Source organism: Virgibacillus litoralis, assembly GCF_017873675.1.
Classification (GTDB): Bacteria; Bacillota; Bacilli; order Bacillales; family Amphibacillaceae; genus Lentibacillus; species Lentibacillus litoralis.
The window spans coordinates 118663-138282 of sequence record NZ_JAGGKK010000011.1 but is presented as its reverse complement, the minus strand read 5'-3'; the positions used below and the strand labels follow the sequence as shown (position 1 = coordinate 138282).

The 19620-nt window shown below is 32.9% G+C and carries 19 protein-coding genes and 1 riboswitch; of the genes, 14 read left to right on the top strand and 5 right to left on the bottom strand.

Annotated features, from left to right (window positions below; all coding sequences use genetic code 11):
• The first annotated feature begins 996 nt into the window (after positions 1–996).
• Both J2Z82_RS11135 and J2Z82_RS11130 read left to right on the top strand, forming a co-directional pair.
• Positions 997–2295 carry an AAA family ATPase gene (locus J2Z82_RS11135; protein ID WP_209480860.1) on the top strand — a complete coding sequence of 433 codons (1299 nt, stop codon included), beginning with the start codon at positions 997–999 and terminating at the stop codon, positions 2293–2295.
• A 12-nt stretch (positions 2296–2307) separates the two neighbouring features.
• Positions 2308–3216 carry a DUF4435 domain-containing protein gene (locus J2Z82_RS11130; protein ID WP_209480859.1) on the top strand — a complete coding sequence of 303 codons (909 nt, stop codon included), beginning with the start codon at positions 2308–2310 and terminating at the stop codon, positions 3214–3216.
• Between the two features lie 7 nt (positions 3217–3223).
• Here the strand turns inward: J2Z82_RS11130 and J2Z82_RS11125 are convergent, their stop codons facing one another.
• From J2Z82_RS11125 to J2Z82_RS11110, 4 genes are all read right to left on the bottom strand, one after another.
• Entirely contained in the window at positions 3224–3409 is a 186-nt protein-coding gene (locus J2Z82_RS11125; RefSeq protein WP_209480858.1) for a hypothetical protein, read from the bottom strand.
• Positions 3410–3603: 194 nt separating this feature from the next.
• Positions 3604–4641 carry a DnaD domain-containing protein gene (locus J2Z82_RS11120; RefSeq protein ID WP_209480857.1) on the bottom strand — a complete coding sequence of 346 codons (1038 nt, stop codon included), beginning with the start codon at positions 4639–4641 and terminating at the stop codon, positions 3604–3606.
• A 29-nt stretch (positions 4642–4670) separates the two neighbouring features.
• Positions 4671–5246, bottom strand: coding sequence for a sigma-70 family RNA polymerase sigma factor (locus tag J2Z82_RS11115; protein ID WP_209480856.1), 576 nt, complete (start codon positions 5244–5246; stop codon positions 4671–4673).
• A 125-nt stretch (positions 5247–5371) separates the two neighbouring features.
• Positions 5372–5620 (bottom strand): helix-turn-helix domain-containing protein, encoded by a 249-nt coding sequence (locus J2Z82_RS11110; protein ID WP_209480855.1) that lies wholly within the window; start codon positions 5618–5620, stop codon positions 5372–5374.
• A gap of 363 nt (positions 5621–5983) precedes the next feature.
• Here J2Z82_RS11110 and J2Z82_RS19625 point away from each other — a divergent pair, with 363 nt between their 5' ends.
• The 12 genes from J2Z82_RS19625 to J2Z82_RS11060 all read left to right on the top strand — a co-directional run bounded on the left by J2Z82_RS19625 (position 5984) and on the right by J2Z82_RS11060 (position 18938).
• A complete protein-coding gene (locus tag J2Z82_RS19625; protein ID WP_280922998.1) occupies positions 5984–6106 on the top strand; it encodes a hypothetical protein in 123 nt (40 codons plus the stop codon).
• Between the two features lie 477 nt (positions 6107–6583).
• Positions 6584–6733, top strand: coding sequence for a hypothetical protein (locus tag J2Z82_RS11105; protein WP_209480854.1), 150 nt, complete (start codon positions 6584–6586; stop codon positions 6731–6733).
• Positions 6734–6882: 149 nt separating this feature from the next.
• Positions 6883–7140, top strand: coding sequence for a hypothetical protein (locus tag J2Z82_RS19405; protein ID WP_245251480.1), 258 nt, complete (start codon positions 6883–6885; stop codon positions 7138–7140).
• 4 nt (positions 7141–7144) lie between these two features.
• Entirely contained in the window at positions 7145–7666 is a 522-nt protein-coding gene (locus tag J2Z82_RS19400) for a restriction endonuclease (protein ID WP_342453626.1), read from the top strand.
• Positions 7667–7757: 91 nt separating this feature from the next.
• Complete coding sequence (locus J2Z82_RS11095; protein WP_209480853.1) at positions 7758–8474, top strand: hypothetical protein; 717 nt, start codon at positions 7758–7760, stop codon at positions 8472–8474.
• Between the two features lie 289 nt (positions 8475–8763).
• A complete protein-coding gene (locus J2Z82_RS11090) occupies positions 8764–9009 on the top strand; it encodes a hypothetical protein (protein WP_209480852.1) in 246 nt (81 codons plus the stop codon).
• Between the two features lie 156 nt (positions 9010–9165).
• Entirely contained in the window at positions 9166–9702 is a 537-nt protein-coding gene (locus J2Z82_RS11085; RefSeq protein WP_209480851.1) for a hypothetical protein, read from the top strand.
• 54 nt (positions 9703–9756) lie between these two features.
• Positions 9757–10272: a hypothetical protein gene (locus tag J2Z82_RS11080; protein WP_209480850.1), complete on the top strand. Its 516-nt coding sequence runs from the start codon at positions 9757–9759 to the stop codon at positions 10270–10272.
• A 567-nt stretch (positions 10273–10839) separates the two neighbouring features.
• Positions 10840–11976: a hypothetical protein gene (locus J2Z82_RS11075; RefSeq protein ID WP_209480849.1), complete on the top strand. Its 1137-nt coding sequence runs from the start codon at positions 10840–10842 to the stop codon at positions 11974–11976.
• 220 nt (positions 11977–12196) lie between these two features.
• Positions 12197–16825 carry an NACHT domain-containing protein gene (locus J2Z82_RS11070; RefSeq protein ID WP_209480848.1) on the top strand — a complete coding sequence of 1543 codons (4629 nt, stop codon included), beginning with the start codon at positions 12197–12199 and terminating at the stop codon, positions 16823–16825.
• A gap of 276 nt (positions 16826–17101) precedes the next feature.
• Entirely contained in the window at positions 17102–18367 is a 1266-nt protein-coding gene (locus tag J2Z82_RS11065) for an MFS transporter (protein ID WP_209480847.1), read from the top strand.
• Positions 18368–18371: 4 nt separating this feature from the next.
• Positions 18372–18938: a TetR/AcrR family transcriptional regulator gene (locus J2Z82_RS11060; protein WP_245251478.1), complete on the top strand. Its 567-nt coding sequence runs from the start codon at positions 18372–18374 to the stop codon at positions 18936–18938.
• Positions 18939–19133: 195 nt separating this feature from the next.
• On the opposite strand, the gene J2Z82_RS11055 is transcribed toward J2Z82_RS11060, so the two are convergent.
• Positions 19134–19316, bottom strand: coding sequence for an anti-repressor SinI family protein (locus J2Z82_RS11055; protein ID WP_245251477.1), 183 nt, complete (start codon positions 19314–19316; stop codon positions 19134–19136).
• Between the two features lie 23 nt (positions 19317–19339).
• A riboswitch (cyclic di-GMP riboswitch) is annotated at positions 19340–19421 on the bottom strand.
• Positions 19422–19620 lie beyond the last annotated feature (199 nt).

The following is a 19620-nucleotide window of genomic DNA, read 5'->3' as shown; positions in this document are numbered from 1 at the left end:
TTTGTGGTTTTTAAAGTGAATATTCCCATCATTCACAAATTTCACATAAAATATTTTTCTTGACTTCTTCTTAAAAATTTAATGCAACGCTAGTGGTTATCTTTAATAGTTTGGATCTACTAATTAAATTTTCCATCCCTATAGCGTTATCTTTTCTTTTTATTCCAATTGCTTATAGTTTTGCTATCTTTTCAGAATATCAACAACTATTTATAAAGATGAGTTTTAGAGAACCAAAGGATAAGATAATTAGAAGAAAGTATAGGTGGGAGATTGTAAAAGCATGTAAACTTTCATATAGAAAGGTAACACACTTTAAAAAGACATATTTGAAGAACATTTATGTAAATATGAGCAATGATGAGTTCTATCAAATAATAGAGAAGATCAAAAAATGATGAATCATTAATAGGCAAGGCGGTGTTCCTTGGTTATGGTGACTTACTACAGTAGTGCTTATTAACGCTTTAACTTAGTGGGGGTCAGGCACCAAAAGATGAGCTCTATTAAATATTGAGGGAGGGGAATCATGGAGTATTCAATAGATAGGTTTACAGAAGTGTATATTACTATATTAAAAGTAAGTTTGAAGATATTGAAATAGTTACAATGGGTTAGAGTAAACTTAAGAATCTTAGGGTGCTGCACCTAAAGATAAAAATTCTATTCAATACCATTTTTAATTCATTTGAAACAGGAAACTATGATGATCACTTGGCCGAAATAGTTTATATTATACCATTGAAAGCTAAATCAAATGAGATATATGTGAAATTTCACAACTAAAAATATACTTTGGACGGTATTGTTAGCAACAGAATAAGAACTTTATGAAGTTTATGGTCAAGTTTCAAAAGTCTATTAATTCGAAATGTTAAAAGGGATGAAATATTCCGAATGATGTGATGGTACTATTGCCAGTAGAAGATGCCTGTGCCTAAATCGAACTATATAGAGTGTGAGTTGCTATAAAAGTGAATAAGAGGAGAGATTAAAGTGATTAAATTCAAAAAAATTGTTATTAATGGATTTAAGGATCTATCTAGAAAATTAGAGTTAGAATTTTCAAATGAAATGATATCTGTCGTTTATGGAGGAAATGGCAGCGGAAAAACAACACTTCTGAAGATTCTACATAGTATTTTATCTAAAGATGAAGAGTCGTTATTAAGAGAAAAGGTGAACGAAATAAATCTATATTTTACAGAAGATAATATTAGTAAAACTGTAAATATTTCACTTGAACATGAATTTCTTGAAAGTAATGAAATTGAAGAGGAAAAATCATATTATAATTGGTCAGAGTTTGATAGTTCCTCTCTTTTGGATACATCCTCTATTCTTTTTGGTGTAAATAGAGGAGTACCTAAGAAATTAAGTATTAATGACCATGATGTGTATAGGTTTATTGCAAGAAGTCAACGTTTCAGAGGTGTGTTTAAGGATAGTTCAATGGCAAGAGAATTTTCGAAGGATTTAAATAGATATTTAAGAAACCAAGATATTCAAAATAAGAAAAGTTATATGTATGATAGGGAGATGGCGAAATTCGAAAAAAAGCATTTATTAGTTGATAATATTAATATTGAAACAATTCAGCATATTATTTTCCGGAGATATACTATTGCTAAAAGGATATCATCTGAAAGAGTTCAAAAGGCTCTTTTTGATACATTATCATTTGCTATAAATCCGGAGATTAATAGTGAAAATTATGATTACTCAATAAATGAAGAAGATTTTATAAATCAATTAACAAATAACAAGGACAAATTGTTAGAGGCATTAGCAAATGCTGCAGATAATGGTCTTAGAAATGAATTATTAAAGATTTTACAAGATAATAATTTAAAAGAAATATTAGAATATTGTTCTAAAAGTAAACTCTTGTCAAATTTACTGTATAGAATGATACACGAGTTAAAAGAGGAGGAATATATTCTAGAATCAATAAGTATGTTAGAAGATATTTTTAATAGTCATTTATCTAATAATAAAAAAATAGTTATAACAAACGATGAGGTTTATATTCAGTTGGAATCTGGAAGGCATAGTTTAAATGAGTTATCTAGTGGCGAAAGGCATCTTCTTACTTTTTTAACAATGTTTCTTATTGAGGGTGTTAATAAACAATTTTTAATGATTGATGAACCAGAACTATCCCTGAATATTAAATGGCAAAGAGAAATATTACCTTTGTTACATAGACTTGCTCCTAATTCACAAATCATTGTTGCTTCACATAGTCCTTCTATAGCTAAAAAGAATACAAACTACCTTGTAAGGTTGATTTGAGGTGCAAAGAGTATGAAACACGATTTAGAAGAATGGATTACTGAAGCTATAATGGCGGAAACACCGGTTATTATTGTAGAAGGACACGATGATATCCAATTCTATGAGAGATTAATAATTGATATGGAAAAAGATGCAGTTGTAGATGCAGTTGAAAATATCGAAGGCTATAATGAAGGCTCTGATGGAGTAATTAAATGTATACAAGATTTACAACCAAAGTTTGGAAAAAGTGATGAAGTTAAAAAATACATATTGGGTATTATAGATAGGGATGCAAGGTTTTATAGAAATGAAATACCTAATTATTTGGGATTACTAATACTTGAATTCTATTCATTTGAAAGTCACTTCATAACACAAAATAACTTAATAGAGTTAATTCAAAATCTAACTTATGTAAGTAAACGACATGTAGATGTAAAAACTATTGGTTATATTGAGGATGAACTATATAAAAAGGACTTTATTGATTTGTACTATATTTCATTAGAAGCACTTAGAAATGCGTGTGAAGTAGGGTATTCAGGTGAAGTAAGTTATGGTGAAGAAGCGGGAAAGATTTACTCTGAGGGATATAAAACGATATTATTAAAAAAAATATATGCAAAAAAAAATGATTTAGATGAATTCGCTAATTCAAAAGATATAACATACGGTGATTTAAAAAAGATTGCACGAGGAAAATGGATATTACATGTTTTTAGTAAGTACTTAAATTATAAGATTAAAGAATTAAAAAAAGCATGTGATAGTAATGAGATTAATAAATGTAATTTCTGTCTAACTGGTGTTAACCATAAATGTTTGTGGAAGGTAAAAGGAAATTTCCAACATGGACATGTAAGTAGTATGATTACAAATTATGTTGATGAATCTGAAATAAAATATATAAAGGAGCGTATTGAGCTACTTGCGTAATAGTTAATTAGATTATCTTAACACAATCAAAGGGTAAGTAAATAATTTTACCATTTGTAAACACGGTGATAGGATAAGAATTAAAACAATTAATAGAAATAATTATTCCTTCTTTATAAGCTACATCTCTGTAACCGGGATGGAATGGAAGTAATCCTGTAATGAGAATTTGATTTCCTATTTTTAAATCCATTTTAAATCATCCTTAATAATAATGAGTATTTTAAAACAGTATTGCCAAATAAACTCATAATGATACTTTATTTTATTAGTATGCCTTCTGGAATAAGAATATGTTGAATTCCAATATTGAAAAAAACAGGTAGAGGCATTAATACCTCTATCCGTTTTATTATTTTACCCTATAAACTGGTACGCTGAACTATATCATAAATGGCAAGCCAGAACACCTTTCCTACCAACATCCCTATTCCTATAATTCAGCAATAACCGTTCCACCTCCGCCTGTTCCTCTGAACTTATCTCAGGTGTAAGCGGCCTTTTCTCTTCAGCCTGCTTCCGTTTTCGCTCTTTAAACCAATCCGGCACCACTTCGCCACTAGCCTGGGCAGATTGATTTTTTTGCTGGTTTTGCCTGTTACGGAATGCTGCTTCATCAGCTTCTGCCTGTTCAATGGTTGTTATCCCTTTCCTTGCCCATGCTTTGAGAACACCTTTGACATAACTCCACGTTGTTTTGTTTTGTTCCAATGCCCGTTTCATGGCTTCCAGAACGAGTGGTTCGCTTAAGTCATTGATCCAATGGCAAATATCAGTGGAAACATACGAACTGGCGACTCCGAAGTTTTCCTGGTAAAACTGGATGGCATCTGATGTAGTTGTAGTTGATTGATGTATTTTTTTAGTTTGTTTTATATTTTGTTTAATTAATGGGTCCGCATTGTGGTTCATTTTATGTACCGATTTGTCTGCCGGATTGTGGACCGTGTTATTTTCCGTTGGTTGGACATCTATTGGGACTTCTGTAAGTATGGTTCCGGAGTGGTCTGTTATAGAAGTAGTTATCGATGAAGTTTGCGCAGATTGTGTTGCAACTGCGGTGATTTGCTGGTTGTTTTGTTTGGGTGCTGTTGGTAGATGGGTCTGCTCTGTACAAATCTGTTTATCATGTTGGGCCGCTATGTTCATTTGCGAAATCATTTGATAAACTGCAGCCTGATTCCCACTACGTGATGTTACGTGGATATAGCCTTTTTCCTGCAGTTCGTAACGTGCGCGTTTAAACGAAGTTCCTTTGATTCCTGATTTTAATTCAATTACGGAGGCAGCGACTGAAAAAGTCTTCTGCCATCCGCATAGATTATTAAAATGCATTAATGTATTCCAAAGTGAAACAGCCGATCCGGAAAGTGGGTTAAAAATAATTTGCTGATAAAACGCATTCAATTCTTTTATATAGTTCATGTAGGTTCGCTCCTTGTGAAGTTCTAATATTATTGTTTTTTTGTGGGTATTTCCAAATGGATTTTTTGATGAAATTGGGGGTTTTGCAATTTTTGCTTTACTTGTTGTCCCCAGCTTTTCACTGCATCAACAGTTGTATTTTCCATGATAGCAATTTCTTTGTAGGGCATGTCCTCAATGATATGATAATACACACATTTCCATTGATTCTCGGTCAGTTGGGATTTCAATTGTTTCCAAAAGTCGGGATTATCAATCGGGAAGTTGTCCATCTGGACCAGTGGGATAGTCGCTTTGGATTGGTTGGAGTGATGGTTGCCGTCGAAGCGTATTGTCAGTTCTTCGTGGATTGCTTTTTTCTTATTTTCTTCATATCGATTTTCTTTCCGTAATCGGTCAATCAGTCTGTTTCGAATTGTATAATTGAAATAGGTTGCCATGGGGCCTTTGTCCGGTTGATAGGTTTCGTATGCATTCCATAATGCTACTAAACCTTCCTGAAAGTATTCATTGTGCGGATCGCGGATGTTCATTTTTCTGATTTGGAAATGAATCCGCCGCTCGTTTTGCTCGAAGATTTCTTCAAATGTTATTTTGTTGTCCATGGGCTTGCTCCTTTGTGGGGTGATGAAGGTGTGATTGGTAAGGTTTGGTAGAGGTTGTTGTGATAGAAGAAAGTTGAGATACTAATTAAAGGAGGGATTAGAGAAATCAATGGTTATCATTGTTATCATTGCTCTTCATTTAAATCCCTGACTTTCTTTTTCATCTCAGCAAGGAGACTATCCGGAATATCTAAAATTTCAGCTAAAATGAATAGATTGGTTATGACAGTATTAGTTTCACCTCTTTCAATACGTCCCATATGATTATTGCTGATGTTTGCTTTTTCAGCTAATTCCAGCTGCGTATACTTCTTTTTGATTCTATATTGCTGAACTTTTTGGCCGAAATCTATTAAAAGTTGTTCCTTGTCCACAACGATCACCCTTCTCAAGAAATATTATCCTTGTAGAAGGGTGAAAGGTACACAACATATATGTGGTATTTTGAGGTTAATTTAAAATATTATTTGACTAAAAGTGTTTACTTAAGCAATTGCTAACTTGTCTTTTATGAATAGACCCCACTCATCTTATTCGCTTCATAAATTTAATTAATAGTTTCCTTCACAAAATATGAATAATATGCTATTAGCATATTATTCTTGATTAGACAAGGTCATGCTTCCATTGGTTATATAATTTGAGACTTGCTTCACAAGTTTAAAAAAACGATGGTATGATTTAACTAGGAAAAATAAACTGAAATATATTATCAGTGCGAAGTGGAGGGGGATGCAGTGAGTCTTTTGCAATTACTAGAGATTAATATTCAGCTGTTGGGCTTGATCATTATCATTGCAGCTAGTTTAGGTGTTACACAAATAGTATTGTTAATAAAAAACAACCCTAAGGATAAATAGGATTGTTTAAAAAAGGTATTTAACTTTAGCCGTTAGTTGGGGCTAACGGCTTCTTTTATTTTAAGTCATGTAAAATTGTTATTCAAGATATTCTTTGGTATTCGATAGGTTCGGTATTGTTTATATAAATTTGGAGGGAAAAATAGTTCTTTTAATTTTACGTTCTATGAGGCTATATAAAACTAATCTATCTATTTCTCTACCAATTTATTATAGATGTTATAATGGTTTTAATTATATCTTTGGTAAAGTGAAAAGGAACAAAAGGTGAATACAGACTATTACAACGAATGTCAGTCATTTCTAGAAAAGGTAAAGTGAAAGAACTTTAATAGGATGACTGACTTTTTTTATTATGGAGAGTGGGTCTTGTTCAAGAAAAGAATAAAAAAAGTGTGTAACTGTTCCATTAATGTGATTGTTTACAGGAACAGATAATCTCAAATATGAATTTAAAAGTTAAAGGAGGTGATACGGATGGCGGTTAAACATACACCAACTGGAATTGTGCATAGTGGGGCTAAAGGTGGAACAACTGGTTGCGGATTCAACACTAGCGAAAATACTAACCACTGGGTGAGTTCTAATTCTAAAATAACCTGTGATAAAAATGGTTGTAGGAATTAATTGTACAAAGTAAGGCGATCTATTTGGGTAAGAAAACTAGCAAAGGGACTACTAATAATAAATAATTGGCAGAAACGGTCCCTTTACTAGTTTGACCGTTTCATATTTTTATCATCTCTATAAAAATTTAGAAAGGATTGGAGATTTCTATGACAGTTTGGTTATTTCGTGCGGGTAAACAAGGGGAATTTGAAAACAAGTTTTTAGAAGATGAAAGGATCTATTTAACATGGGATGAACTTAACATAGACCTAAGAGGAATTGAATCAAAGGAAACTCTATATAAGAGCTTGGTTAAACATTATGATTTAGATAAAGAAAAAACAGCAATCAACTGGGCTTCTCAAATTTGGCCAATTGCACATGCAATGGAGCAAGGAGATTTAGTAGCATGTACCAAAAAATAAAAATGTGAGTGAACTAGTTGAGGAAAATGAAGAAACTGTTTCGATTGATTTAGAAGAATATATTTATGACCAAATATCAGAGAGAATTATCCAACGTTTTAAGGGTCATAAGATGGAAAATTTGGTTGAAGAGGTCCTGAAAGCTAAAGGATTTACAACATATAGAAGTCCAGAAGGTGCGGATCAGGGCGTTGATATATTAGCGGCTTCCAACACATTAGGTTTTGGAGATCCAAAAATTTGTGTTCAAATAAAGACGGCAGATTCGCCTCTTGATAGACCTATATTAGATCAATTAATAGGTACAATGAGCAATTATAGTGCAGACTTTGGCCTGTTAGTTTCATGGAGTGGTTTTAAATCATCTGTAACGAAAGAAATTCCTAAGCAATTCTTTAAGGTTCGCCTTTGGGATTCGAAAACGATTATTCAACAGATTTTTGAGAACTATGAAAAGCTTAGCGATGACATTAAAAAGGAAATTCCTATTAAGAGGGTTTGGATGCTGGATAGTGAGGTTGAATAGAACGTCAGTTAAATCAGATAAAACTTTTAGGTTTTAAAAGCTGCTCATCCCTTAGTGAGAAATTAATCGATGGTGAAGGGTGGTAATAATTGTGGATGAATATGAATTAGAGTGCCAGTTAATTTCCTTTTGCTCAATAAATGATAAAGAAACTCGATATAATGAAATTAAAAATGATGTATATAAAGATAATAGAATATTAGATATATTAAGCAGTTTAGTTGCACATGAACAAAATCCAGATGAGAAGCAAAATGCTATTGATCACTTAGATTTACTAACTGAATATCAATCGAAAGGAATTCATGCATTAGATTTTTTTACTTCAGTTTATGAAATAGAACACAGCTTTATAAAATTAGCTTTTGGATTTGAGAATTTTTCAAAGAGAAAGGAATACCTACTTTCAGTACCTTTTCTCTTTGAAAAAAGGTCGATAAATATTATCACAAAGAAAATAAATAGAGAGGAGTATTTAAATACCAATATAGCATCTAAATTATATAGAAATTTATTAAAAGCTTGTCGGGTAATTGGAATAGAAAGAGCATTTAACGAATTTTCTACTCCTGAAAAGAGATTTGTTGATGCTGTTAATAGTCTTATGAATAGAGAAACTATCCCTGAGTTAGCATTATTTTTATATGATCACAAGAAAATTATATCTTCTCCACAGATTCGAAATGTATTTCATTATTTACAAGCACAGTATGAATTGGATAGTAATAAAAGGGAAAAAATTAAAGCTTTATGGGAATTTTTATCTCCTTATCAAGATAACCAAGGACTCATTTGGTATTGGGAATGAAGGAGTAACTTATATCAACAAATGTCTACAGATTGGTAATTCTGGTTTGAATTTAATGTGGCTTAGACATACCAGACATAGAAGGTATTTAATGAGTAAAACTTTACTCTAATTATAGTTTTATTTGTGGATTAAATAAAAGCACTTTCATATAAATCTTGCTTTTGGATTAAAAAAACTTTTTTATAGGTTTATTCACAGTCGATGTAGGAACTTATGAAGATAAAAAAATTGACCATTTACCTATATATTTAGAAATACAAGGCTAGTAGTTACAGGAGGGAATAGTATGCAAAGAGCTACTAAGTATAACTTAAATGAGGAAACATTGAACTTCATTTTAGCTTTTGAAAAATCGGTACCAAGTGGGAAGGTTTTTAGTAATAAGGAGTTGGTAGAACTATTTAACAAATCTACCTTTTACAATGAAGTGATAAAAGAATACTATAGCACTGCTGTATCAAAAGCAATATGGTGGGCTGTAAAGAGAAGTGGAAGTTGGGAGATGGATAGAGGGATCTATACTAAGAATTAATATTTTATTTATCGTATTATTAGTACAATTTTAGAAGTACATATGCTGAGGATCAGCCTCATTATACAGAAATTGAAACGGGCGAATTTCATCTACAATTTATCTTGAAAATTTTAATGATAGGTTATAAGGGACAAAAGTATAGGGGGGGATTTAGTGATCAATGCGAATAAAGTTTTTATAGATAGTATGAAATTGCTTAGAAAAAATTATCCTCTATTTCGATTTATTATGGAACGTGATATTGTATGGACGCTTCAAAAGGAGTTAGATGATATTATCAGGAAAGAAAACCTCTCTTTAAAAGTGTACAATGATTACCCAATGATAAAGGGGCAACGAAGGAGTTTATCTACAGATCTAGTTTTACTTAATGATTTAAACGAAGTTGAATTAGCGGTTGAGTTCAAGTATGAACCCTCTCACAGGAGAAGAGAGTATACCAATGGGAAATTTCCTGTTACAGGTCGAAAGGGAATTTTAAATGATATTACTAGAATAAAAGAGTTTACTGATTCCACAAAAGCAAAAACAGCACATGCCATCTTCATAGATGAAGGAAGTTATTTATATAATCGGATTAAACCAGATAATTTTCAGAGTAAATGGATAAAGTGGGGGAATTATAACTCAGAATTATTAGATGTATCTGTATTATGGACAACAGTTAACGGGACAGAAATAGATAATTAATAAATAGAATTTTAGGCACATAAGAGCTTTAAAAAGTTTAGGAGAGGTTAAGAAATGTTTACAAACATTCATGTACTAAACTACTCCAACGTTACTTCAAATGAAACTATTAAAAAATATATGAATAATTTTACTGAATATCTAAACCAACAAAATATACATGAGTTTTCTATTAACTACAACGATAAATTATATTATGAAGAAGTAATAAAGATTATTGATAGATTAATTGTAAGTGAGTATTTAATACATAATTTGGATTTAAGCTTGATGTTAAATAATACTAATAATGAAGTTTTTGCAATTATTGGTGAAGAATTACCAACAGAAAATCAATGGGGAGATGCTACAGATTTTATTGCGGTTATAAGTTGCACACTAGAAAAAAACATCTGGCATGAAATAGCTCATCTAATTGGAGCTAATGATCATTATGATAATAATACACAAAAAGCTTTAGATATATGTATGGATGAAAATTGTATAATGCAACACGGGAAAGATGAAGGTGTTTTTTGTAATCGTGTCATAGATGAAATAAAAAAACATCTAAAAAATATAGATGGTTAATCTGGTTAAGTAAGTAAATTTCAAAGGTAAATAGTAACTTACCTATATCTGAAAATATATTATTAACATTACATAGAAGCAAGATATAGAAGGTGTGCAGGATCTCGGTATCTAATTCAAAGAGTTACATTAAGGCGCAGCTGCAACAAACTTATGTGTATTTATAATTAAATAACATCCATTAAAATTTAAAATATTGTAAGCAATTAAAAGTCATTCAAAGTGCGGATAGGTAAATAAAGGTGTAAACACAAGGTTAATAATCAAGATAAACATAGGTAATTTAAATGGAGAAAAAAAGGCCAAATCTACAGAAAAAAAGATATACCAGTGAAATATTTATAATGGAGAAGAATTACTTAAAGAGTGTCCAAGTATCTAAGAGACAGCAAGGTTTTTTAAGAAATAAATCTAACCCGTTTTATTTGAAAATCCAAAATGGCATATGGTTTGAAAAACCTTATGCAATCAACGGTTCTACATATTATTTTATTACTGATGAAGAAGCAATAAAGAAAAGCATGAAGTGATATAACTAAAAACAACTAATTTTGAGGAGAGTTGGAAATGGAAAAAAAAGAAGTTGCAGAAGTAAAAAAACAAATAGAAGAATTTAGGAACCTTTTTAAAGATAACCCAGTCCAGCATATTCAAGAAGGAACGTGGTTTACCAAAGTGTTACAAATGGCATTGAATGATTCTCCTCAAAATTTAGATGCAAAGTTCTTCAATAAAAAATATATAGGATTAAGTAATGAACAAAAAGCGAAGCAACTAGTTAAAGCAACTTCAAATTATACAGCAATTGCAGGAGGGTGTGCAGCAGGAGTTGTTTCAGCAGGTGAATTATCAACAATGATTACAGGAGGGTGGTCTCTTACAGTAGTAGGTGCATCATTAATTGGAGAAATATCATATATTACATATTTACAATTGAAGCTAGTGTATGAAGTATCGGTTTTATTAGATGCAAAACTCAACAGAGATGATCCAGAAGACATAATAACATTGTTTTGGTTTGCTCTAGGGGTTAATATTTGGGAAGATGTTTCCAATACCATATTAAAAACGGGGCCGAGAAGTGCGGAATATTTAGGTAGAAAAGCATTAAGGGCTGGAGTTCGACAGAGCATTAAAAAAATGGTAGCTAAAGTGGGTGGGACTAAACTGGCGGGTAAAATAACAGAAAGAGCTTTGTTAAAATTAATAGTTCCTGGAATAAATATACCAATTGCTACTTTTGTTAATAAGAAATTCACATCAAATTTAGGGAAAATAGCCATAAAAAAGTTTAAAATACGGGGAGCTACTATACCGGTTGTTGAAAATCTTTTAGAAATTGAACGATACTATGCAGTACTTACAATTCCGCTAATATATCATGTTGGTATCTTTGATAATAATGATAAAAAAGGTCTAACTGAGGTAATTCAAGTACAGAGTAATACAACGAAAAGGATAAGTCTAACTAATGATGAGGAGAACTTAATTGACGAAATCAATCAAATAGATTTTAATGATTTCTGTGATTTATTAGCTGATATAAAAGGGGAAACAGCTAAAGAATTAATTGTAGATTTAACGGCATATACAAGCATCATTAAAGGTGATCGTGAGTACTTAAAAATGGACAAGATATTAGAGAGTTTAAGTATTACTGAAAAAATAGATCTAGAAAAGTATAAAAAACGCCTCGGGATTTAGGGTTAAGGGGAAAAAGGAGTCAAAAGAAGGCAAAATCAGAGATCGATCAATATGCAGAAAGTATTATAGAAGTATCACCAGACCTGACTTTTGTAGAACAGGAAAGTGAACTACTCAGTTATGAAACCAACAAGAAAAGCAGCAGAAGGAAGTTCGTTTAAATATAGGAACGCCTTTTTAGTAAGTAGTCCTTGCATCTCTTATAAAAGGAGGAATATTTGTGTCTTTTGAACCTGGTGGAAGAGCAGATAAGTTAGGTAATAAGTATGAGGGGAGATGGGTTATTAAACAGTTTTTCAGACTGATTAATGAGGAAATAGTTTCGATAACAATAGAGCCGGCTGGGGAAGATGAAGTTGGAGTAGAATTTTGGATTAGGCATAGTGATGGAATAAAAGAAGGGCATCAATGCAAAGCTAGAAATGCTGATAAAGAGAAATGGACTGTATCGGACTATAAAAATAAGAAAATATTGAAAAAGGTTAAATATCAACTAGATAAAAACCCAAATTACATTTTCAATGTTGTTTCAGCAGTTCCTAACACTTTATTAGGGGATATATGCGATTCAGCACGAAATTCAAGTGGTAGTTCCAAGGATTTCTATGATTACCAAATATTAACTAGAGGTGAGGGTGTTCAAACAGCTTTTAAAGACTTTTGTGATGCAATGGAATTAGATGATAAAAATAAGAAAGATATTAATAGTGCGTATGATTATTTAAGACGTATTAAAATTATCCTATTTCCTGACAATGAGGTAACAAAACAAGATCTTTTAAGAGAAGCAAGTTTCTTGTTTACTGGTAAAGCAGAAACAGTTTATGCACATTTATCTAATTATCCTTTAGAAAATGATAAACTTGGAAGCTCTATTAATTCTAATGATTTATTAACCTATTTAGAAAAGCAAGGAATATTCTTAAAACGATGGGGATTAAATACTATTATGCCAGTGGTTTTTAGATTACAAGAAGAATTTAAGGAATCAATACAACCTAATTTAATTAATGATGAACTTATTAATCGTCCCGAAACAAATGATTGTGTACAAATTTTGAACCACGACGGTCTAATAATTGTCACTGGAGATTCGGGTGTAGGTAAGAGTGGCGTACTTTATGAACTTACTAGGTATTTCGATAAAGAGGGTATATTATATGTTCCATTAAGAGTAGACCGGCAAATTCCAAAAGTAAATGCATTTCATTATGGAAATGAAATAGGATTCTCAGATTCCCCGGTTTTTTCGATAGCAAGTGTTTCAGATAATGAACCAGTTGTCATCATAATAGATCAACTAGACGCAATTAGATGGACAGGTGCTCACTCCGCTAATTCTCTAGATGTATGTAAAGAGCTAATTAATCAAGTTTTATTTTTAAAACGACAAGGAAGACAAATTAAATTAATAGTGTCATGTAGAAGTTTTGATTTAAAATATGACCCTGAACTTAAAAATTGGTTTGAAAACAAATTAGATAATCAAGAATATACTTGGGAAAATATACAGGTTAGCCCCTTGTCAGACAATACTTTAAAAGAAGTATTAGGTGAAACATATCCAAAATTTGATCACAAACAAAAATCATTGTTATCAATTCCACAAAATTTATTTATGTGGTTAGAAATTAACAAAGATGGTGACTTTTATTTTGGTTCATCCATAGATTTATTAAGAGCTTTTTGGTCTAAGAAGAGGCTGAAAATAGAAAAAGAAGGTTTGTCCGTTACTGATTTAAACGATACTGTTGATAAATTAACTACATATATGGAGAAGAACGGAGTGATATCTGCCCCGATAAGGATTGTAAATAGAAATTCGCAGATAGCACTTAATGCTTTAAAATCACACTCTATTGTAAGAGAGCTAAATGGAACTTTGAGTTTTAGTCACCAGAGTTACTTAGATTACTTGATAGCTGAAAGAGTAGTCGAATCAATAGAATTAGGAAAAAGTATCTTGGAATGGTTAGGAGGTAAGAGTAATCAAACATTGCTTCGACGTGAACAATTACGACAAGCGATGATAATGTTAATACAAGAAAAATTCTATAACTTTGCTCAATTAGCCAGAGATATTTTATATTCTAACTCTATTAGATTTCATTTGAAGCATTTAGTTCTTGAGGTAATTGGTCAATCCTTAGAATATGACATGGAGACTGAAGAATTAATTATAGAATTAATTAAAAATGATTATTGGAGATCTCATGTACTAGAGACTGTGATTATAGGAAATTCAATAGGTATAAAATTATTAGCTAAAAAAGGCTATCTTCGGGAATGGATTATGTCTACTAATGATACGGAAGCTAATATATCCATAAACCTTTTAAGTAGCATAAAAACCTCTTTTCCTAATGAGTTAATAGAATTACTTAATCAATTGGCAGAGGGTAATTCAGATTTACAAGATAGATTACTAGGCGTAATAGGTTGGGATACCGAAAAAGATTCAGAAGAAATATTTGATCTTCGTATAAAACTAGCAAAAAATAAAAAGTACCATCATTATAGCAACTGGAATTCATTGGCGAAAAAATACCCCTTGAGAGCAATTTTATATATTGAAGCTATTTTAGAGGCCATTGAAGATTTATCTTATCTAAATGAGGGAAATGGGAAAAATAGAATTGAAAATTGGTACAAAAGTGATATGAAAGAATTACTGCTAATTGCAGAAAAATACCCTATTCAAGTTTGGGATAGACTACTATCACAAATAGAGAAATATAATCAACAAAATGAAAGAGAAATGGATGAATATAAATGGAAACATAACTATGGGGAGTTCTCCATCATTGAAGGTACAATTAGGTTAATCAGAAAAGCCGGCAGTGTTATGGCAAAAAACGATCCATCAGAATTTATTAAAAGAGCAAATTGTGCACTGGAGAACTATTCAGAGGCTATTAAAGAATTTGTATTCGAATCAATTAGTCATTTCCCCCCCAACTATGCGGATTATGGTATAAGTCTATTTTTAAATAATGGAGATAGAATTATACAACTTGGTGAAAATCGGTTCAATATGCCAAAAAGAAAGATAGCAAGAGAAATTATTCAATCTCTTTCACCATATTGCAGTAATGATTTATTTGGGGAGTTGGAAAAATTAATATATTGTTATCATGAACCAGATGAGTTAGAACTAGCTGGATGGTGTTTGAGAAATAGGAAAGAAGGATACTTTTTAAATTTTTATTGGGGAGAAACGCAATATCTATTGTTATCGAAATTGGATAATAAAAGAACAAGTGATAAAGTAAATAATTTAATTAAAGTCCTCAAACGAAGGTATAATGAAAAATCCGATCATGAGATTGCGAATGTTAAAAGCTATGGTGGAGGAGTGATAAACTCCAAACTAGATAGTAATCTATTAAAAATAAGTGATAATTCATGGTTAAATATATTACATAATTCAAAGGTTAAGGAAGATAGAACAAAATTATGGACTAAAGATAAGTCAGGTGCCTTAGTAGAAAGTTCAATTTTTCAATTTTCATCTAGTTTAGAAAGAGTAGCTAAGACAAATCCAGAACGATTTGGGAACCTTGCAATGCATTTATCATCAGATGTTTCACCATCATATATAGCTGCTATTATAAGGACTCTCGCTCTTAAAGAGTATGATTCAGATATGGAAGTACATGAATGGCACCCTGCTTCTAAAGAAACTATAATTAATGTTTTAGACAAACATCTTAATGTAAATAGTAGAGAAGTTTCTCTTGCATTTTGTAGATTAGTTAGAGCTAGAGATGATATTAATTGGCCTGAAAATATTATAAATGTTTTAAAATATTTAAGTACAAATCATCCTGATCCAGAAAAAGAAACAATGAATTTATATAGAAACGATTGGGATGGTTCGATGGCAACTTTATCTTCTACGGAACTATTTGATAATAGTATTAATTGTGTGAGAGGTGTGGCTGTAGATGCAATTGGTAAACTTTTATGGAGGGACCCAAAATCATTAAATTCGTTTGAAGATACTATCCAAAATATTTTGAAAGACCCACATCCATCAGTAAGAATTAGTTTAGTAGGGACTCTCATCCCTATTATAAATATTGATAAACATAAAGCAGTAAATTGGTATGTGAAAAATTGTATAGAAGATTTGAGAGTGGTGGAGGAAAGGTACAGTATAATCTTTATGAATTACACAATAAAAGAACATTATGACAAATTAGGATTAATACTGGAAAGAATGATTTGTTGCGAACATGAAGAGGTTGTTATTTTTGGTAGTAGGATGGTCACTGCATATTATATCATTCATGATATATTTGAAGAACAAGTAAAAAAGTGTATTAATGGATCTCTAAATCAGAGAAAAGGTGTAATAAAAGCAGCGGGGGAATTAATTGGTAATGAAGGCTTTTCTAATAAAAGTATAAAGATACTTGATGGCTTCTTAGAAAACTATGAAGTAGATTTAAAAGAAGAAATGGATAATGTCTTCAGATTAGACTTCAATAAGTTCAAACACTTAGAGGACTTCATGAAAAAATATATAAAATCTCCATATTTTAATGATAGCTCGAATTTGATTTACATTCTCTTAGAATATGAGGATGATTTAATGGAGTTTAGTGATATATTATTAAGTTTAAGTTCTGAAATAAGTGAAAACTGGGCGGACGAAACAAGAGATTTTAGTAATAGATTACGATTGGTATCTACTGAATTGCCAAAACTTCTAATTAGATTGTACAACGATACATTGAGAATTAATAATAAAGTCATGCTAGATACATGTTTAGATATCTGGGATAATTTCTTTGAGAAACGCGTAGGCACTGTCCGAGAACTAACTGAAGCAATTAATAATTGAGGGTGTCAAATAAGGTTTGACACCCTTTTTTTGCCTCTCAAATAACCACGATGAGCCGTAAAATAAGTAAATGGAATCACACTATCTTCATAAACGTCAATAAAATTACCATGCCTTCTGCCTAACAAAGCAGGAGGCTTTTTACGTGTTTAAGCAGCTTTTCAAAACTTTTCTCAAAATAGGCAATAAAACAGTTGCAAAATGACACTCGTGTCGATATAATAAGTATTAACCAATAACGACAATATTGTCGTTTTAAGGAAGAGGGAGATCGGGATGAAAAGTTTAGTGAAGAATAAGGGGTACATGACGTTAATGAGTGCGCAGGCAATTTCAAGTATTGGGGACTGGCTGAGTATAGTGGCGATATTTACGCTTGTTGGGCTGAAGTGGAATGCGTCACCTATGGAGGTTTCGTTGGTTATTCTATGTTTGGCTGTTCCAATGGCTTTACTTGGGCCTGTAGCGGGAATTGTTGCCGATCGCTTCAGTCGCAAAACAATTATGATTATCTCTGATGTCACCCGGGCTGGGTTGATTCTTATCCTCACCATCGCAAGTTCACTCTGGATGGTGTATGCCACGCTTTTTGCAGTTGGAATGCTTTCGGCTGTGTTCATTCCAGCTAAGAATGGCAAGTTGAAGGAGGTTGTTGGGGAAGGTGATATGAAGGCTGCTATGTCCATCACGTCTATGATTGATTCATCGACAAAAATTATTGGGCCACTCCTTAGTGGGGTTCTCGTTACGGCATTTGGTGCTCAGCAGGTTTTTATAATCGACTCAGCAACGTTCTTTGTCTCAGCTTTATTGTTATTTTTTATACCTAATGCAGTCAAAGTAGAGAGTGTAGAGGAAGATGAAAAGGAACAAGGATCATTCAAAAAGGAGTTCGTCGAGGGACTTTCTTTTATCAAATCAAGCCGCTTTATGGTAATCGGCTTACTGATTATGGGGGTCAGTCTTTTAATTCTTCAATTGGCCGACACGCAGTTAATTGTTTTGATTAGGGAGTTAACGAATGCTTCGCCTGATTTGTTCGGTTATCTGGTTACAGGATCTGGTCTTGGTATGTTCTTTGCCGGCTACCTGCTTGCTAAAAAAACCAATTATCAGGCATACCCGCTTATGCTGGTGGGTGTTTGTGGAATTGGATTGAGCTTTGGTATGATGGGGGTACTAACTAATTACGATCTTAGCTATTCAGTAATCTGGGCACCAGTCCTCGGATTTGCCGGAGGGTTTTCAGCCAGTCTGATTTTTGTGCCATTCCAGGCAACTGTTCAAGTCGATACCCCTGTTCAGATGACGGGGCGAGTCTTTGGGGTTATCAACAGTGTTATGACAACGGCAACGATTATTGGACCGTTGCTCGGTGGATGGCTGTCAACCGTTATTGGGGTTATTCCAACTTTCACAATTACGGCAGGCTTGCTGGTTCTTGTGTCGTTGATCGGGTATTTTACAAGAAAGAAAGTAGAACGGGGGGATTCACATGGCTCCACGAGTGAGCGAGGAGCATCTCCAGCAACGACGGGCTAATATTATGGGCGCTGCAAGGGATGTTTTTATCGAACATGGTTATGAACACACTACGATGAAGCACGTCATGGATGCTGCTGGTGTCAGCCGGGGCGGACTCTATCAGTATTTTTCCAATAAGGAAGACTTATTCGAGGCTATCATAGAAGAGGGACTTAGTAATGAAGCCGAGAATACAGAGAAATTGTTGAGCATGACTGAATCGCATTGGAAACTTCTCATGGAACTGCTGTTTGGGGAAGACGGCAAACCTGACGCCGAAATGGATCCACTCGCGCCAAGTAAACTGGAATTCTTCATCACTGGAAGAAATGATGAGCGAAGACGAGAATATGGCAGGAAGCGGTATAACTTAGGGGTTCGTGTTTATGCGGATGTTATAAGAGCTGGGCAGGACTCTGGAGAATTTAGTGATCGTTTTGACAGTGAACTGCTTTCGCGGTCAATCATTACTTTCATAGATGGTCTCGCACTCGATGACGCAATCCTGGCGGAAAATGATGTACAGCTGGAACAGCAGTCCAGCCTGTTTATTGAATATTTGAAAATGGCCTTGGACGTAAGGATGTAATGTCATCTGGGTTGGTGCATGATCATTTCATGTAGAAGAAGCTCGGGGACGGCTCTCATGCTTTCTTTTTGAGGCGTGGAAGCAGCAATGTCCCCTTGCTTCTTCTTAGAAAATTATTGTATGGAAATCTATATGGAAATGAAACAGTTGTAATCACGTGAATGTCTGTAAACATAAAGAGGCCGTGGATATTATTTATCCACGGTGAACCGTTTTTAGATGCGGGTTAGGAACTAATATATTTGTACGTTGATGCTGCAAAAAATTTCTGATTTCTCCCTCGGTAATACCTAATTCTTTCGCTTGTTTGATAAGTATTACCCAATCACGATCCAGTTGTTGTTCAGCCCCTTTTTTGTAGTGAGTCATAATTACCATTATTCCTCCCCTCTCAACCAAGATGAGGCAGCTGTGCTATCTTAGGTAACCCTTAGACCACTAGCTTTGCGTCCCTTCCTTTCAAAAGGTTTGCCTTTACTGCATCGGAATTTAGTATCATGTCTTTATTATATCTTTCCATATCGCCCTATGGTCCCATAGGCTATATGAGGGATATGTCCAAGTGGATGCTATTTAAGTCATTATTATCATTTCTTGCTGTTGGAATGTCCCGTCTTCGAATCTAATGGAACATCTATTTCCTCGGCTGTTAAATTAAATACAATTATGTATGTATTTAATT

Excerpts from the sequence above, each read along its gene's own strand:
- J2Z82_RS11130 (WP_209480859.1), top strand. The coding sequence starts at position 2,308 with ATGAAACACGATTTAGAAGAATGGATTACTGAAGCTATAATGGCGGAA.
- J2Z82_RS11125 (WP_209480858.1), bottom strand. The coding sequence starts at position 3,409 with ATGGATTTAAAAATAGGAAATCAAATTCTCATTACAGGATTACTTCCA.
- J2Z82_RS11120 (WP_209480857.1), bottom strand. The coding sequence starts at position 4,641 with ATGAACTATATAAAAGAATTGAATGCGTTTTATCAGCAAATTATTTTT.
- J2Z82_RS11115 (WP_209480856.1), bottom strand. The coding sequence starts at position 5,246 with ATGGACAACAAAATAACATTTGAAGAAATCTTCGAGCAAAACGAGCGG.
- J2Z82_RS11105 (WP_209480854.1), top strand. The coding sequence starts at position 6,584 with ATGGCGGTTAAACATACACCAACTGGAATTGTGCATAGTGGGGCTAAA.
- J2Z82_RS19405 (WP_245251480.1), top strand. The coding sequence starts at position 6,883 with ATGACAGTTTGGTTATTTCGTGCGGGTAAACAAGGGGAATTTGAAAAC.
- J2Z82_RS11090 (WP_209480852.1), top strand. The coding sequence starts at position 8,764 with ATGCAAAGAGCTACTAAGTATAACTTAAATGAGGAAACATTGAACTTC.
- J2Z82_RS11080 (WP_209480850.1), top strand. The coding sequence starts at position 9,757 with ATGTTTACAAACATTCATGTACTAAACTACTCCAACGTTACTTCAAAT.
- J2Z82_RS11075 (WP_209480849.1), top strand. The coding sequence starts at position 10,840 with ATGGAAAAAAAAGAAGTTGCAGAAGTAAAAAAACAAATAGAAGAATTT.
- J2Z82_RS11065 (WP_209480847.1), top strand. The coding sequence starts at position 17,102 with ATGAAAAGTTTAGTGAAGAATAAGGGGTACATGACGTTAATGAGTGCG.
- J2Z82_RS11060 (WP_245251478.1), top strand. The coding sequence starts at position 18,372 with ATGGGCGCTGCAAGGGATGTTTTTATCGAACATGGTTATGAACACACT.
- J2Z82_RS11055 (WP_245251477.1), bottom strand. The coding sequence starts at position 19,316 with ATGGTAATTATGACTCACTACAAAAAAGGGGCTGAACAACAACTGGAT.